The sequence below is a fragment of the Gracilimonas sp. BCB1 genome (genome assembly GCF_040117685.2).
Classification (GTDB): Bacteria; Bacteroidota; Rhodothermia; order Balneolales; family Balneolaceae; genus Gracilimonas.
Genome location: NZ_JBEDYP020000014.1, coordinates 88,418 through 103,000, shown reverse-complemented (window position 1 = coordinate 103,000; position 14,583 = coordinate 88,418). Strand labels below are relative to the sequence as shown.

Sequence of the window (14,583 nt, the reverse complement as noted above, 5' to 3'; positions counted from 1 at the left end):
TTATACCTCATAATTGCCGTCATTTGTACTACCCATATCAAATTATCTCTGACAAGAGTAAACTGATCGTTCATTGTTACACATTTTTTTCAATATTTTTAAAAAAAGATATTTCACACTTTACTTCTTTTATTTAGAAGAGTATCTCACGCAATAATGTTACAGTATTTTCCTTAATCAGTAAGAATATTAAACGATTTTAATCATTGGACTTTCATGCCTTCTGCCGACACTATTAAGTATTTATTGGTTTTCGCCGTTTTTTTCGTTTCCTGTGGCAATAATCAGGTATCCATTAAAGGTGACATAGATTATCTCGGAGATGCCAACCTCATTGTTCAGCATCAACCCGTTCATTATAAATATTCTCCGGTTCAAAGAGATACCCTTTCCGTTACTGAAAAAGGTACTTTCTCATTTACCACCCCTGTATCATCCCGACACATACGATTGCTGCAAATAAACGATGAATCGTATCCCCTTGTCTTTTCACCGGGAACAGATTTGGACATTACTATACAGAGGGCCGATTTTCCACAAAATGTATTTGTTGATGGCTATCCGGATGACTGGGATGAATATTACAACAGATATCTGACTGAAATTGAAGAAATTGAGAACCAAATACCTGTTGAGGAAGAAAAGATAAAAGTAGGAGAAAAGAACAATTTACTCGAGCTCAGCGAAAGAAAATATCAACTTGCTGAAAAACGCCTTGCCGGTACACCCCTTCACGATTATTATCTGAAAACCATCGGCGAGTATTTGGTTTTCAAGGTGCGTGCCATTGAGTACAATCAGCGGTTTAATGAAAGTTTTGATGCTGATTCTGCCCGGAACCTAGTTTTTACTTTGGCAGATTCTCTCAATTTCTTCTCCATAGAATCACTTAAAGCTCAACGAGCCGGCATTCGTGACTTCGCCCACTATTATGCTCGCACCTTCGGCATTTATGACAGTGTAAAATCTGCTTATGGGCAAGATTTATCCGAATATGATATCAAACGAGTAGCCTACAAGGAACTGAATGAAAAACGCCTTCAGGTGTTAGATCATATGGAAAGTCGTGATGCTCTGGCCCATGCTCGCATGTATCTGGTTGCTGAGAGAATCGGAGAACAGGATTTGGAAACGGCCACTCCAAGTTATGAGGATTATCTGGAAGAGTTTTCTGATTATCCTGAGTACACCGAATTCCTCACTTATTTCTATAATGAAATTAAATCGGTTTCTCCCGGCCAGCCTGCGGTTCCTTTTTCCCTTCCAGATATAAATGGCAATATTCACACCATGGAAGATTACCAGGGTAAATTTGTGTTACTTGATTTTTGGGCCGGATGGTGTCAGCCTTGCCTCGAAGAGTTTTCCTATATGAAAGACCTTTATGCAAACTACTCGCGTGATGAGCTGGAAATAATTGGCATTTCCAATGAAGCAGACAGCCTGGTTTGGGTGCAGGATATAAATAGACTGGAACTCCCCTGGGTGCAGCTTTATGGAGGGAATGGCTTCAATGAAGAAACCTTTAAAGCCTACAAAGGCGGAGGAATTCCATTCTATATTTTAGTTGATCCGGATGGAAAAATTTCACGATATAATGATATCCGGCCTTCTTTTAATTTTTCTACTGTATTAGACAGTTTACTTTCCGAGTATAAAAACCAAATGAACTAATGATCCGACTTTTATCCATTCTGATAATTCTGAGTGCAATAACAAGCTGTACTAAAAAGGCGCAAAAAGAAGAGGTTATCGACTCAGAAAGGCTGGGACAAATGCTGATTGTAGGTTTCCGGGGGATAGAAATAGACCAGAAACACCCTTTGGTTAAAGACCTGAAAGAGTTCAATCTTGGCGGGGTTATTCTTTATGATTACGATTATGAACTTGAAAGCTTTGGAAGAAACACAGAGTCACAAGATCAATTGCTGAAACTATCCAGCGATTTAATTGCTAACGCTCCCATTTCACCCATAATCGCTGTTCACCACGACGGAAGCTTCCAATCGCCGCTTAGCAGCTTATATGATGACGGCGATACTTTGGAAGAAGATTTTCTTCAGGATTCATCATCCACGGTTTCATATTCCAGGAAGTACGCTCAGGAATTCAGGGTTCTAAGCCTCAACACCAATTTCAACCCTCGGTTAGACCTGCAAACTCCAACGACTAATGCCCCGAATCCTGAAATAATCTCATCAAATCCCGAAGTAGTAACGCAACAAGCCGGTTATATTCTTGACGAGTATGACAAAGAATTGCTTTTCAGTGTACCCAAGTATTTCCCCGGTTATAGCAGTGACTATCACCCGACAGATTCAACCAATGATGTCACGGATGTTTGGACAGATGATTTCCTGCACCCCTATCGTGACTTATTATCATCAGACCGGGAAATTTGGGGGATCATGACCGCACACAGCTTTAATGCCCATATTGATTCTGTTTGGCCCGGCACACTGTCTGAGAAAACAATCACCGGATTACTTCGCGATTCCCTCGGTTTTGAAGGTGTTATACTTTCAGATGACCTGCAAAAACCCATCATAACCAGTAAATATAGTTTGGAAACCGCCATTCAACAAGCCATCAATGCCGGTGTCGATATCCTGGTTTTAGGAAATAATCACACCTACGACGAACAAATCGCTGAAAAAGCTATCGGGATAATACAACAGCTTCTTAGGGAAGGAAAAATCGAAAAGGAACGGGTAGAAGCCTCTCTTGCCCGCATTGATTCCCTCAAAATAAACGTAATCGAAGGGCTTTGCTCCTGCATGAATTTTTGATCATGAATTCAGAAATCATCAATAAGACAGAAGAGTACGTCAAAAATAAACTACAGGGAGAAGGTACCGGACATGATTGGTGGCACATACACCGGGTAAGAAACACGGCTCTTCGGTTAGGTGAAATTGAAAAAGCTGACCTCTTTATCGTGGAACTGGCCGCTTTATTACATGACATAGCTGACCATAAATTCCATGACGGCGATGAAGAAATTGGGCCTGCCACTGCGTGGAACTGGCTAGAAAACTTGGGTGTGGATGAAGCAGTCATCCGGAAAGTTTGCATCATCATCCGGGATGTCTCATTCAAAGGAGCCGGGGTCGAAACAACAATGGAATCCATAGAGGGAAAAGTAGTGCAGGATGCAGACCGGCTGGATGCCCTGGGTGCCATCGGGATTGCCCGCGCCTTTGCCTATGGCGGACATAAGGTCCGTGAACTATATAACCCGGAAATTAAGCCTGAGAGTCACACTACTTTTGAAGCCTACAAGAAAAGCACCGGACCAACTCTCAATCATTTTTATGAGAAACTGTTTCTGCTCAAAGATCGCATGAATACCATGGCTGGCAAAAAAGAAGCTGAAAAACGCCATCAGTTCATGAAGGGCTTTATTGATCAGTTCTTATCTGAATGGGACGGCAATTTTGAATTATGAATGCAGAATCATTGTAATTCAGCATTCATAATTTCAAATTTCTAATTTCCTATATAAGCTTCTCCTTCTATAATCCACTCCGGTTCTCCTACTCCTTTCAGGTAATAATCGAAGTATTCCTTCATCCGGATGGCATAATCCAGCTTATTGGAAAATTTCTGCGGATGATGCGGTTCATCGTGATACTGTAGGAATACCACATCTTTATTGTACCGACGCATAGCCAGGTACATCTCAATGCTTTGGTACCACGGCACCGCTCCGTCTGCATCACCGTGCATAATGAGCATCGGGGTGGTTATTTTATCGGCAAAAAACACCGGGGAGTTCTCTATGTATTTTTCCGGAGCTTCAATCAGGCTTTGCCCGATTCGGCTTTGAGTACGTTCATACTGAAACTGGCGCGCCAGCCCTGATCCCCATCGAATGCCACTGTATGCACTGGTCATATTACTGACCGGAGCACCTGAAACCGCAGCATCAAAAATATCAGTTTGAGTTACCATAAAAGCTGTTTGATAGCCACTCCACGAATGTCCGTGAAGTCCCAGCTTATCTTCATCAGCAATTCCCATTTCAATGAGCTTTTGAATTCCGGGAACCAGGCTCTTTGTGGCAGCAAAACCGGGCCGACCTATTTCAAATCGAATATCCGGAAGAAAGACCACATATCCATCGCTAACGTATTGAGCAAAAACCGGCCGGTGATTGGTCTTTGGCTCATTGAAATCGTGCAAGCGGTCGCTAAAGAAGCGGTAGTAGTAGGTCATGATCGGGTACCGTTTATCAGGATCGTAGTTATTCGGTTTGATGACCACACCCTGAATAAACTTCCCATCTAAGCTTAGCCAGTCGATAAGTTCAGCTTTACCCCAATTCCACTTTTTTTGAAGATCTTCATGAAGTTGGGTTAGCTTACTTGTTCGTTTAAATTGACGGTTACCGGCCACCCAAATATTTGGAAACTCATCATAAGCTTCCCGTTTATACAATATCGTATTCGCATCTTCCGCTTTTTCCACAAAGGTGAATTTCTTGTCTTCTTCCATCAATCGGTTAACACCGGATCGGTTTGCTTTAGCCGAATAGAACCCAAAATTCTTTTTGAGATCGTGATAGGAAGTCAGCAGCAACTCTTCATTATTGGTATATGGTTCTCCCCAATCCTTATTCATTCTTTCTATACGGAAAATGCGCTTGGCTTCACGCCCTGCTCCATCGGTAATAGCCATTGGCTCACTAAAATCTGTGGGGAACCTCCAGATGTCGTACTTGTCATAAATCATCAACGCCCGGTCACCTTCAATCCAACCGGCTATGCCGTAATCGGGAACCCTGGATGGGTAATCATGATCTTCGTTATAGAATGGCACGTCCAGATGAGCGGTAATATTTCGAGTCACACCGTTTTCTATATCAAGTAAATTCCAGTGTTTATTCACATAAAAAGCAGCAAATTTACCTTCCGGTGAAAGGCTAACCCCTTCCGACAACTTCTTCCCGATCAACGTACGCTCTCCGGTTTCAAGATCCACGTAATACCAGTCGTTAAAGAACCCTTCCCATGTCATTTCTTTCATGTAGGGAATCTGTGAACTGCCCAGCACCACATTCGGGTTATGGGCAACATTAATATCGGGCATTTCATGATCGGCCAGCTGTACCCACTCATCACTATCCAAATGATATACCGCCATGTAAAGATGGTTCTTGGTTGAATTCCAGCTCTTCTTCTCATGCGTTTTAATGCGGGGGTCATCACCATGCCAGATATCCAATCCCCGGTCTTCAACGATATCAGCCACGTCGTAGATATCTACTTCATCGTCTTCACCGCCATCTTTATTGGTGTCTAACGCGGCCATTTCTGCATCCATGAATCCAAAAAACAATCGTCGGCCATCGTTGGTGAAGGTGAGTTCGTTGTTAGATCGCAACACAAATCCTTCTTTTCCGGCATCGGTATTTAACAACGTCTTCATTTCTCCATTTTGCGCGTCCCATATATGAACTGACGCATTGCTTTCAACATAAGAAGTATCGTATGTGGTCTTAGTGAATGCCAGTTTCTCCTGATTATAGTCCCAGGTCAGGTTACTAAATAATCCTTTTTCAGTTACTTCTACGGAACGTGACTCCTGGTTATTCAGATCAAAAATATAGAGTCCGTTTTCAGCATCGGATGTATCAACCACGGAATAGGCCAGGTAACTGGAAAGGCTATCAAACTCCATTTCCCGAACAAATGGCAGGGAAAAAGCAGAACCGGATTCGGTATTCCAAAGCGTGACCTCTGTACCCAATTTCTTATTCCCTGATTTCAATTCCTCTACTTCTCTGGATTGATGATGCTGAATAGCCAGCCAGTTTCCATTCTCAAAAAAAGTAAAAGACTGAACGCTGTCAAACTCAGTGATTGAGCCATCATTGGTTGATAGCAAAGATAATCCTTGCTTGGGTTTATTTTTCTCGGCTTTGAGTTCTTCCGCCAGTGGTACTCTCAGGAACGCAGCTACCCACTCCCCATTTGGTGTGATTTTAGGCGATGCTCCTGAAGTAATAGAAAAGGTATTCCGCCCATTCGTCCTTTTCACCTCTACCCGGCCATCACCACGATCAGGCCATACTTCATACGCTACCCAGTTTCCATTAGCAGAGAGTTCAATGGAACCAATGTCTTCGAACTTCATAACATCTTCGAAACTCAATACCCCCTGAGCCGTAGCCCAAACCGGAAGAAGAAATGCTGCAATTAAAGTGAAGAACAAACGATTTTTTTGTGAATACATGATTCTATACTTTGATGAAATTGATGCTTCAAATAAAATGGATTCCGGCATCAGATGAAATCCTAAATCTGCTGGTTTTGGAATCTTTTACCTCATTACTATCTCTGCCATGAAAAACTCATCCTACACCTACGACAATTTTCTCGATGCTTTCGAACAGGCTAAAGGTACAGCCAAAGAACTAACTCAGAGTGTGGATCAGGCTGTTTTTCTCCGAAAACCGGCTGCTGATAAATGGTGTATGGGCGAAATTTTAAATCACCTTGTGCAGGCAGGAAATGAGTATTTACCTCAAATCAAAAAGGGACTAAACAAACCCGATGAAGATTTAGCGAAAGGCGGTGAACCATTCACCCCAAACTTCTTCTTCCGATGGTTCATACATGTTGTAAGTCCTCAGTATAAACGAGCCGTTCCAACGATCAAGCCATTTGAACCAAAGAGTGCTGCCGACATTAATCAGGAAGAAGTACTGGCGGACTTCTTTACCCTTCAGGATGAGTTCATTCACTTGATCAAAAAAGCTAAACTGGAACAGCTAAACCTGGACCGGATAAAAACGCGCAATCCTATTGTTAAGTTTGTACCTATGTCATTAACAGCCTGCTTCGGCGTACAGGAAGCCCACCAGCGCAGACATTTTGAGCAGATGAAAGAATTAAAAGAGCGGTTTACTGAAGATTAAGCCGCAGCCGTAAACGGCTTGCTTGTGACCCGGAATACTTGGTATGCTTAATCCAATACTTCATTGTTGTACAGATCTTTTCCGGTACACAAACATGAGGTTCATCACCGGTCAAATTTGCGCTCCCGCTCCGGATATTCGTCATAAGGAAAGAGAAACAGTCCATACGGCTCATGCCCCTCTTTACCTACATCCTGATGATGACGCTGGTGAGCCCGCCGGATTAGTTTCATAATTTTACTGTCACTGCTGAAAGGCACGAACCTTTTATGGGCGAACAGATCATGGATGATAAAATATAGCACCCCATAAACAGCAACCCCCGCCCCAATCCCGAATGCAGGCGCGCTAAACATAGTAGCAGCTCCATCAACCATCAGCCAAATAGAAATTCCGGCAAAAAAGACCGAGAAAATGTCATTCAACTCAAACATTCCATGATTTGGTTTGTGATGCGACTCATGAATGTTCCAGAGTATTCCATGAAATAACCAACGGTGCACGCAGTAGGATACAATCTCCATCCCCGCAAAACCCACACCAATAAATCCAATTAAATAAAGCCAATCCATACTGCCCTTTTGATTTGTGCTAATATTGTATCCTGATTTCCGATTAGCAAACTAAATTTTTGAGATAATAGTTTACTCTTACCAGCGATACACATATTTTACACATATAATATATGTAAGCAAAGAGGTACGTATGGAGGGACTGAAAATTTACCAGGGAGGGTCAGCTAAAAAACAGCGAAATGAGGTTAAACTCTCACAAAAAGCTGAAACCGGATTTGTATCTCCGGCAGCTGATCATCTCCAAAAACCGTTGGATTTGGAAGAATTAATTGTACACCGCCCCGCTGCTACGTTTTATGTGCGGGCAGAAGGAAATGCGATGAAGGCTTCGGGGGTGCAGGATGGAGACATCCTTGTGGTTGACAGATCCGTACATCCTTCGGATGGAAATATTGTAATAGCCGCGATCGAAGAAGAGCCCGTAATCAGGAGGCTGGTTAAGAGAGGGTCGCGGCTGTTTTTAATTTCTGATGATACCCGGTTTGAACCGATCACCATTCACCCTGACACCAACTGGCTCATCTGGGGTGTAATCACGCATGTCATTCACCGGTATGAAGTATGATCCTGAACCTCGAGAATTTCAATAACCGGAGCTCCATTGCTTATGCGATGATTGATTGTAATAATTTTTACGCTTCGTGCGAACGGGTGTTTAATCCTTCTCTTGAGGGCAAGCCTATTGTCATCCTTTCCAATAATGACGGCTGTGTCATTGCCCGTTCAGAGGAGGCCAAAGACCTCGATATCCCGATGGGGGCACCCGAATTTAAGTTTCGTACTTTTTTCAGGGAAAAGAACGTGACTGTCCGGTCTTCGAACTATCCGCTGTATGGAGATATGTCGAACCGGGTTATGAAAACCTTGCGACACCTCACCCATGATATTGAGGTTTATAGCATTGATGAAGCATTTGCTGAACTTTCTACCAATACCTTTTCTGATTTAGAGGAGTATGGACGCCACATCAAAGAGACGGTTTATAAGTGGACGGGAATTCCGGTTTCTGTAGGCATTGCCCCAAGTAAAACACTGGCAAAAATTGCTAACGAGACAGCAAAACGTAATCCCGACTATAGTGGTGTGTTAAGTTTGTGTGATAACCCTGTGATAGACCAAATTCTGAAAAACATGCCATTGCAAAAAGTCTGGGGAATCGGGCATGGACTCACGGTCCGCTTAAACCGGTTTGACGTAAAAACCGCTTTTGACCTAAAACAAAAAGTCGACTATAAGCGGTGGGTGCGAAAACATCTGAATGTGACAGGGTTGCGAACTGTACTGGAGCTTAACGGACTCCCTTGCATGAAGCTCAGCGAAGCCCTCGATTCCCGAAAAGGCATTCTCACTTCGCGCATGTTTGGAAAGCCCCTGTATGATCTTGCCCCCATTCAGGAAGCCGTGGCAACATACATCAGTCGTGCCGGGGAAAAGCTTAGGGCGCAAAAAAGTGTGGCATCTTGTATGCATGTAACTCTTATTGGAGACCGCTACGACAACCTGAAGGGTAAGTATAGATATGGCGGCGGACACTTTTTCCAGGTTCCAACGGCCCATACCCCCACCATGATACAAGCCGGAATGGCCATTTCTAAATCTGTTTTCCAGCCGGATACCAAGTACAAAAAAGCAGCAGTCATGTTGACCGGAATTGTTCCCCATCGCGAAGTACAAATGGACTTATTTGATCCTGAATTGTATACGCAGAAACAGTTTCACTTAATGAATTGCATAGACCGGATTAACACGCGCCACGGACGAAACACGGCCGCCTTTGCTGCCACAGGGCAACACCGAAAAAATAGTGAAGAGGCCAGCTGGAAAATGAACCAGAATTACCTGAGTAAACGATATACCACAGAATGGAAAGAGATCATGACGGCTAAAACAAAGTGAGGGGTGAAGATGTGATATGGTGAGGGAGTGATTTTTAAAAAACATCACCCTATCACTTTATCATTTAATCACTAAATGAGCCGCTTCTTTTCCGAGCTGCATACCTAAGGCAACCCCCATTCCACTTAGGCCTGCAACCACGATTGTCTTATTATTGATACGCTGTAGCATTGGGCTTTTAGTGCTCGTGAACCCCATAATCCCTGACCATTCGGTATCTATTTCCCAGCCTTCAGGAAGCCTCAAAACATCGTTAGCGAAGGATAAGAGGCTCTTTTTGATTTTTTGATTTGTCCCAAATTCAGTTGTTGTTTCAACATCAATGTCTAAACTTCGTGCGCCTCCAAGCAGAAACCGATCTCCCTGCACTCCACGGAAATAGTAATATCCGCGGTCAAAATGATATGTCCCTTTCCACTTCAAGTTCGGTATAGGTTTGGTAACAAACACGAATCCACGACCCGGCCTGATGTCAATATCTTCCAACAATGTTGAGGTGAATGAATTGGTGGCTACAGCCAGTTGCTGCCCCTGAAGTTCAATACCATTCTCAAGCAAGAGAACACCATCGTCTTGTTCTATTTTTTGCACCTTAGACTGCCACCTGAATTCTACTCCAGCAGCCAGATTTTTTTCATAAAGAGTTCGCATCATTTTGCCGGGATGCAGGCAGCCCTCCTGTTTTATACTTATTGCGGGGAACCCATTGTGCTCACACTTTTGGTACACATCTTCTAAACCTGCGGCCTCGCGCAGCCACCGGTTGCAAACATCCAGATTCTCTAAAGCCTGTTCATAAACCCCGGCATCAGTAAAAATTTCGTAAGCCCCCGGTTCCCGATATCCAATATTTTCATCACCCAGAGTCTTACGTAGCAAACCCAGCCCATGTATTCTTCTCCGGATCCGATCGATAATCTTAGCCTCTTCCTCAATTTCCATGTCCGCCATGTGTTCGGTAACTGAACCGAAGCATGCGAATCCAGCATTTCGAGTGCTGGCACCTATGGGATAGAATCCCCGGTCTACTACCAGCACCTTTTTGTCAGGATTTCCTTTTTTATAGAAATGTGCGATGGACTGGCCCGTCAAGCCGGCTCCCAGTACAATTAAGTCAAACTTCCGACCATACAGTTCGGATTCCCAATAAGATCTTTCTGCTTTAATCATTTGTGTTCAAAAACTAAAGAAGCCATGAGCGGAGTTGCAACCTCAAAAAACCGGTCATCTACATTATACTTTGGATGATGCCAGGGATACTTGGAATCGGACTCTTCGCTGCCGCTCCCCACAAAAAAGAACGCTCCCGGAAAATGCTGCTGATAGAACGAAAAATCTTCACCGGCCATGACTGGTCGCTTCAGCTCAATGGCTGATTCTTCACCAAACAGGTTCGACATTGTGCTGAGTACGGTGCGGGCTTCATTTTCTGTATTTATAACCGGAGGATATCCTTTGTTTAATTGAAATTTGTAGCTCCCTCCTGCCGATTCCGTAATTCCTTTTACCAACGCTTCCAATCGATTATGCACTAGTTCTGCCGTTTCAGGGGTAAGCGTCCTGGCTGTACCCCAGAGCTTAACTTTTTCAGGGATAATATTATGAGCCGTTCCTCCTTCAACCCTGCCAACAGTAACAACCACCGGTTCGGTTGGGTCAACGCTTCGGCTGGCTATGGTTTGAACTGCGTTGATGTACTGCGCAGATAACACTACCGGGTCAATCGCCTCATGAGCCCGGGCTGCATGCCCGCCTTTGCCAATAATTTCAACTTCAAATTCATCAGGCGCTGCCATTAACGGCCCAACTTTGGTCGCAATTGTGCCCGGATTATGCATCGGGGAGGTATGCAATCCATATATAGCCTGGACTCCCTGATCCTGTAGAAACCCCGTTTCACTTAAAAGCTTCCCTCCTCCAGGCAACTTCTCCTCCCCCGGTTGAAATACAAGCAGCACTTTTCCTTCAATTTCAGCCTGAAGCTCCTTCAAAATTTTAGCAGCCGCTAGCAAATTGGAAGTGTGGGCGTCGTGCCCACAACAGTGTGCAGCTCCCGGATTTTGAGAGATAAAATCTTCTTTTGCTTCCCCATTTTCTTCCATTGCCAGCGCATCAATATCTGCCCGGAGAGCAATGACCCGATCTGATTTTTTTTCACCTTCTATTATCCCCACACAACCTGTTTTTAGTGGACTTTCGAAAGGAATTCCTATCTTTTCTAATTCAGATTTTATGAACTTTGTAGTTTCAAATTCCTTGTAACTTACCTCAGGATACTGATGTAAATATCTTCGGGTTTCTATCGCGTACTGAACGTATTTTTCCGAGAGTTTCTTAATTTGAGAATGCATGCGTATTCGTTGAATTCAAACCTTAGCTGATGATAAGGATATTATCCGATTCAACGTAACCTTTGAATGAATGAATCGTACCTTTACGGGTTACAAAAAATGAAGGACACATGAAGAGAACATCCTGGGAAATAATATTAGCCGGCCTTTTATTTGTAGGTATTGCCTTATACATCGTAGGGCAGCACTCAGAACCTAAAAAGCCCAACCGATCAGCCTTTGCAGCCGATAGTATTCGCATTAATTTAGATGGTGAAAAGCTCCATGTAGTTGAGCTTAAAAAACTCGAGAATCTTGAAAATTTAGAGAACCTGAAGAACCTTGAGAATTTAAAGAATCTCGAAAACCTCAAAAATATTACCAATTTCTTGCCTGTTGAAATTCAAGAGGAGATTGAAGCTGAGATAAATCAGGCGCTCGAAGAACTTGAACAGGAAGGCATCAATGTTGATATAAATCGTGAAGAGGGAATTGTATCCATCAATAAAGAGATGGCAGCAAGTCCCGGAAACTGGACAGTGGTTTCGCCGGGTGTTTTTGCTTACGTGAAAGAGTTTGATGCTTTAAATGTAGAGAATGCCAATATTGTACTACCCTTCGGCTCCATTACAGTTAAAGGGAGCCAGGAAAATCAGATCAAATTTACTGTTGAAGCGTCCGGGCAAGTTTCTAACGAGGCCGATCTTGAATCGAGGATTAATACTTCAGCTAACATACATTCGGGTAGTGCAAATTTTGAAATCAGTAGCCGAAGAGCTTTATCCAAAGATCAAAACATTCATCTTCAGGCTACACTGATTCTGCCGGAAACCATGAAAATTACTTCCAGAACTCAAGCCGGACATATTACCTCTGATAATGTAGCAGGTGAACAAGTTTACGAAACCAGGGGCGGACACATTAATCTTACAAATGTAACCGGAAATATTAGTGCCAAAACCAGCGGAGGCCATATTTCGGTAATCAATTCGGAAGGAAAATTTAATCTGCACTCTCTTGGTGGACATATAAAAGCTCAGCATATCATCGGTTCTGTATTAATGAAAACCTCCGGCGGAAATTTAGTTGCTGAAGAACTCTCCGGCTCCGTTCAGGCACACACAAATGGCGGTAATATTGAGCTTCACTTTGTGGATATGCAAAACTCTTCTCAGGCAAACACCGGTGCCGGAACCATCTCTATCCTGATTTCTGAAACCACTAACGCAAGGTTTGACCTGTCCGGAAATAAAGTTGAAATCGGCAGCGATCTTAGCTTTCAAGGGACACAGACTTCCGGAGCTGCTAACGGAACCATAGGCTCCGGAGAGGCTTCAGTATCAGCAAAAACGAGCTACGGAAGAGTCACGCTGAAGTCTGCTAATTAAAATCCTCTTTCTTTAACCCTCTTTTATAGACCATTCACCCTATTCTTTGACATCAAAGGGTTTACAAAGATTAGAATTCTGAACATTTCTAAGTGTCTGCCATTGGCATATGTGCATATAACATGCATAAATCGCTAATAAAAGATAAGGAGAGGTTACTTTTATGAGTACACTCAAAAAAATAAGTACAGGATTGTTCGCAGCTTTATTCGGAGTATTCACAATTGCGATGACGGCCCAGACGACCAGCCCTGATCAAGAGTACATGCAGGTTGAAGCTAATGAAGATGTTACTTTAATAGGGACGGTTGTAGATGCTGAAACAGAAAACCCTATACCGGAGGTAGAGGTTGAAGTCACAAAATTAGATGAATCCCTTGAAACCAATAAAGAAGGCGAATTCATAACTGAAGATTTAACTACCGGTAACACCTACACTCTGAAAATTGACCATGAGGGTTATAAGGAGTACGAGAAAAAGGTAAAAACAACCAAAATGGAATCACCTTCCATAGAAGTGATTATAGAACTTGAACCGGTTGAGAAGGAATAAGTACCTACTCACCGAGTTTTATTTCAAAAGGGCTTTAAGCAATTAAAGCCCTTTTTTAATTGTGCTTTACTCTGCCTAATAGTTTGATGACGAACAGAATGACCTGTTTCTAAATGATGACTGATGCATTATCTTTGACCTATGACACCTACAGTTCACCAAACCAAAGACGGTTCTTCGACTCTCTATTCAGATACTTTTGAGCAATTTTATCATAACCCCAATGGAGCGGCCTCAGAAAGCCTGCACGTTTTCTTTGAAACACCGGGGTTGATTTCAACTCTGGATAAAGCTAATTCCTTAACAATTCTGGAAATTGGTTTCGGAACAGGGCTGAATTTCCTGTTACTCCTTGATATTCTTAAACAGAAAAAGCTCAATATACCCGTGGAGTTTTGGTCGATAGAGGCTTTTCCCGTTGACCGGGCTACTGCTTCTGGGTTCGACTTTAAAAAACATCTGAATCACCCTGAACTCAATGATATGCTACCGGGTATCTTTGACGGTATTCAACCCGGATTGAATGAGATTCAGCCTTTGAAGGATATGGATGTTACGCTCCATCTTTTTTACGGCCGGTTCGGGGATTTTTCTCCACAAAACTTACAAGCCGATTTTATTTTTCATGACCCTTTTTCACCGGAAGTTAATGAAGAGCTTTGGACCGCCGACACCTTTACCAAACTAGCCTCCTATTCCTCTAATCAAGCAGTTCTTGCCACCTATTGTGCTGCCTCGAAAGCACGTGGAGCTATGTGTGCCTCAGGATGGAAAGTTGCGCGTTCACAAGGTGCTTTAGGGAAGCGGGAAATGACGGTTGCTTCACTTTCGCCGAAAATGCTCAAAAACTTCAAACGTGTGAATGAAGAAAGGTTAGCCGGCCGATATCAAAGCGGAGATTTTGACTAACTAAGATCGA

General features: G+C 43.1%; 13 protein-coding genes. 9 read left to right on the top strand and 4 right to left on the bottom strand.

All coding sequences use genetic code 11. The annotated features are described in order from the left end of the window. The first annotated feature begins 216 nt into the window (after positions 1-216). From ABFW99_RS11210 to ABFW99_RS11200, 3 genes are read left to right on the top strand one after another with little or no spacing between them, the layout of a single operon-like run. Positions 217-1,674 carry a TlpA family protein disulfide reductase gene (locus ABFW99_RS11210; protein WP_349354109.1) on the top strand — a complete coding sequence of 486 codons (1,458 nt, stop codon included), beginning with the start codon at positions 217-219 and terminating at the stop codon, positions 1,672-1,674. Next, positions 1,674-2,789 carry a glycoside hydrolase family 3 N-terminal domain-containing protein gene (locus ABFW99_RS11205; protein WP_349354108.1) on the top strand — a complete coding sequence of 372 codons (1,116 nt, stop codon included), beginning with the start codon at positions 1,674-1,676 and terminating at the stop codon, positions 2,787-2,789. The genes ABFW99_RS11210 and ABFW99_RS11205 overlap by 1 nt, the downstream gene beginning before the upstream one ends. Positions 2,790-2,791: 2 nt before the next feature. After that, a complete protein-coding gene (locus ABFW99_RS11200) occupies positions 2,792-3,448 on the top strand; it encodes an HD domain-containing protein (protein ID WP_349354107.1) in 657 nt (218 codons plus the stop codon). Positions 3,449-3,489: 41 nt separating this feature from the next. Here the strand turns inward: ABFW99_RS11200 and ABFW99_RS11195 are convergent, their stop codons facing one another. Beyond that, a complete protein-coding gene (locus tag ABFW99_RS11195) occupies positions 3,490-6,237 on the bottom strand; it encodes an alpha/beta hydrolase family protein (RefSeq protein WP_349354106.1) in 2,748 nt (915 codons plus the stop codon). A 109-nt stretch (positions 6,238-6,346) separates the two neighbouring features. Here ABFW99_RS11195 and ABFW99_RS11190 point away from each other — a divergent pair, with 109 nt between their 5' ends. Then, positions 6,347-6,922, top strand: a complete 576-nt coding sequence (locus ABFW99_RS11190) for a DinB family protein (RefSeq protein ID WP_349354105.1) — start codon at positions 6,347-6,349, stop codon at positions 6,920-6,922. 104 nt (positions 6,923-7,026) lie between these two features. Here ABFW99_RS11190 and ABFW99_RS11185 read toward each other — a convergent pair whose 3' ends face one another. Then, on the bottom strand, positions 7,027-7,494 hold the full coding sequence (locus ABFW99_RS11185; RefSeq protein WP_349354104.1) for a sterol desaturase family protein: 468 nt from the start codon (positions 7,492-7,494) through the stop codon (positions 7,027-7,029). A gap of 133 nt (positions 7,495-7,627) precedes the next feature. Here ABFW99_RS11185 and ABFW99_RS11180 point away from each other — a divergent pair, with 133 nt between their 5' ends. Both ABFW99_RS11180 and ABFW99_RS11175 read left to right on the top strand, forming a co-directional pair. Continuing rightward, positions 7,628-8,062, top strand: a complete 435-nt coding sequence (locus ABFW99_RS11180) for a LexA family protein (RefSeq protein WP_349354103.1) — start codon at positions 7,628-7,630, stop codon at positions 8,060-8,062. Next, a complete protein-coding gene (locus ABFW99_RS11175) occupies positions 8,059-9,393 on the top strand; it encodes a Y-family DNA polymerase (protein ID WP_349354102.1) in 1,335 nt (444 codons plus the stop codon). The genes ABFW99_RS11180 and ABFW99_RS11175 overlap by 4 nt, the downstream gene beginning before the upstream one ends. A 60-nt stretch (positions 9,394-9,453) precedes the next feature. Here ABFW99_RS11175 and ABFW99_RS11170 read toward each other — a convergent pair whose 3' ends face one another. Further along, the gene (locus tag ABFW99_RS11170; RefSeq protein WP_349354101.1) at positions 9,454-10,563 is read right to left on the bottom strand and encodes an NAD(P)/FAD-dependent oxidoreductase; all 1,110 of its coding nucleotides are present in this window, start codon (positions 10,561-10,563) and stop codon (positions 9,454-9,456) included. After that, positions 10,560-11,744 (bottom strand): M20 metallopeptidase family protein, encoded by a 1,185-nt coding sequence (locus ABFW99_RS11165; RefSeq protein WP_349354100.1) that lies wholly within the window; start codon positions 11,742-11,744, stop codon positions 10,560-10,562. The genes ABFW99_RS11170 and ABFW99_RS11165 overlap by 4 nt, the downstream gene beginning before the upstream one ends. A gap of 110 nt (positions 11,745-11,854) precedes the next feature. Between ABFW99_RS11165 and ABFW99_RS11160 the strand changes: the two genes are divergently transcribed. The 3 genes from ABFW99_RS11160 (at position 11,855) to mnmD (ending at position 14,573) form a co-directional block, all read left to right on the top strand. Beyond that, the gene (locus ABFW99_RS11160) at positions 11,855-13,111 is read left to right on the top strand and encodes a DUF4097 family beta strand repeat-containing protein (RefSeq protein ID WP_349354099.1); all 1,257 of its coding nucleotides are present in this window, start codon (positions 11,855-11,857) and stop codon (positions 13,109-13,111) included. Positions 13,112-13,274: 163 nt separating this feature from the next. After that, positions 13,275-13,664: a carboxypeptidase-like regulatory domain-containing protein gene (locus ABFW99_RS11155; RefSeq protein ID WP_349354098.1), complete on the top strand. Its 390-nt coding sequence runs from the start codon at positions 13,275-13,277 to the stop codon at positions 13,662-13,664. Between the two features lie 141 nt (positions 13,665-13,805). Continuing rightward, complete coding sequence (mnmD, locus tag ABFW99_RS11150) at positions 13,806-14,573, top strand: tRNA (5-methylaminomethyl-2-thiouridine)(34)-methyltransferase MnmD (protein ID WP_349354097.1); 768 nt, start codon at positions 13,806-13,808, stop codon at positions 14,571-14,573. The last annotated feature ends 10 nt before the right edge of the window (positions 14,574-14,583 follow it).

Excerpts from the sequence above, each read along its gene's own strand:
- ABFW99_RS11210 (WP_349354109.1), top strand. The coding sequence starts at position 217 with ATGCCTTCTGCCGACACTATTAAGTATTTATTGGTTTTCGCCGTTTTT.
- ABFW99_RS11205 (WP_349354108.1), top strand. The coding sequence starts at position 1,674 with ATGATCCGACTTTTATCCATTCTGATAATTCTGAGTGCAATAACAAGC.
- ABFW99_RS11200 (WP_349354107.1), top strand. The coding sequence starts at position 2,792 with ATGAATTCAGAAATCATCAATAAGACAGAAGAGTACGTCAAAAATAAA.
- ABFW99_RS11195 (WP_349354106.1), bottom strand. The coding sequence starts at position 6,237 with ATGTATTCACAAAAAAATCGTTTGTTCTTCACTTTAATTGCAGCATTT.
- ABFW99_RS11190 (WP_349354105.1), top strand. The coding sequence starts at position 6,347 with ATGAAAAACTCATCCTACACCTACGACAATTTTCTCGATGCTTTCGAA.
- ABFW99_RS11185 (WP_349354104.1), bottom strand. The coding sequence starts at position 7,494 with ATGGATTGGCTTTATTTAATTGGATTTATTGGTGTGGGTTTTGCGGGG.
- ABFW99_RS11180 (WP_349354103.1), top strand. The coding sequence starts at position 7,628 with ATGGAGGGACTGAAAATTTACCAGGGAGGGTCAGCTAAAAAACAGCGA.
- ABFW99_RS11175 (WP_349354102.1), top strand. The coding sequence starts at position 8,059 with ATGATCCTGAACCTCGAGAATTTCAATAACCGGAGCTCCATTGCTTAT.
- ABFW99_RS11170 (WP_349354101.1), bottom strand. The coding sequence starts at position 10,563 with ATGATTAAAGCAGAAAGATCTTATTGGGAATCCGAACTGTATGGTCGG.
- ABFW99_RS11165 (WP_349354100.1), bottom strand. The coding sequence starts at position 11,744 with ATGCATTCTCAAATTAAGAAACTCTCGGAAAAATACGTTCAGTACGCG.
- ABFW99_RS11160 (WP_349354099.1), top strand. The coding sequence starts at position 11,855 with ATGAAGAGAACATCCTGGGAAATAATATTAGCCGGCCTTTTATTTGTA.
- ABFW99_RS11155 (WP_349354098.1), top strand. The coding sequence starts at position 13,275 with ATGAGTACACTCAAAAAAATAAGTACAGGATTGTTCGCAGCTTTATTC.
- mnmD (WP_349354097.1), top strand. The coding sequence starts at position 13,806 with ATGACACCTACAGTTCACCAAACCAAAGACGGTTCTTCGACTCTCTAT.